Raw genomic sequence first — 943 nt, forward strand, 5'->3', positions numbered from 1 at the left:
GATAAGGCATCGCCGTCAGCGCTGTTGCCCATGCATCAGCTAATGCGACTGAGTCAGCTGCTACCGTGACTGAGGGTGCACCGCCCGCGATAGGTTTGCCAGTGGTCGGGTCAATAGTATGGCTATAGCGTTTGCCATCGAATATGACGGAGTTGCGATAGTTTCCAGAGGTTGCCAGATGCATTTGGCTAGCCGTATTTTTTGGTTGACGAATCGCAGATATCGTTTGGCGCTCGCTGACAGTGCTGCCTTCAATAGGGGCGTCAATCGCAATTTGCCATGGCTGCTGTTGGTTGTTAACGCCAGATGTCGAAATTTCACCGCCAATCTCAACCATATAATTGCGAATTTGATAATCCTCTCTGAGTACATCAGCGATGACGTCAACACCATAACCTTTAGCAACGGCAGAAAAATCAAGCTCGACGCCGTCTTTGGTTTTGGATACCGTTTGGTCTTTTCTTATAATACTCTCAAAGTCTACCAGTGCTTTTGCTTGAGCAATCTCGAGCGCTGTAGGCGGACTTTGTAAACGCTCGACTGTCATAGTGCTGCCAAAACCCCAAGTCTCTACTAAAGGCATAACGGTAGGATCAAACGCACCACCAGATTGCTCGTAGACAATCTTTGACACATCCAGCACCCGACTAAAATCAGCGTCGATGGTAATCGGCGTGTTTTTATCCAACCGATTAAATTTAGAGATGGTCGAGTCGCTCTGATAGGTCGACATGCTGTCGTTAATCTGTTTCAGGCGTTCATCGATTGACGCTTGTATGGCTGCTTCGTCTGCATTATCAGGGAGCTGATAGCTGATATGGTAGCTTGTTCCCATCGTTTCACCAGTTAGATAGTTATAATCTGGTGTTTGCTGGCAAGCACTGAGACTCAAGATGCTGGTAAGGCTCATCGTGCCAAACAGCATGTTTTTGATCGTTTTCTT

The 943-nt window shown here is 47.3% G+C and carries 1 protein-coding gene; it reads right to left on the minus strand.

The window, feature by feature from the left end; genetic code table 11:
• Positions 1 to 925: FAD:protein FMN transferase (locus ACS8FC_RS15440; protein WP_439297422.1), on the minus strand; the 925-nt coding region annotated here is incomplete at its 3' end.
• Positions 926 to 943 lie beyond the last annotated feature (18 nt).

The sequence above is a fragment of the Psychrobacter sp. 1Y4 genome, from assembly GCF_051847555.1.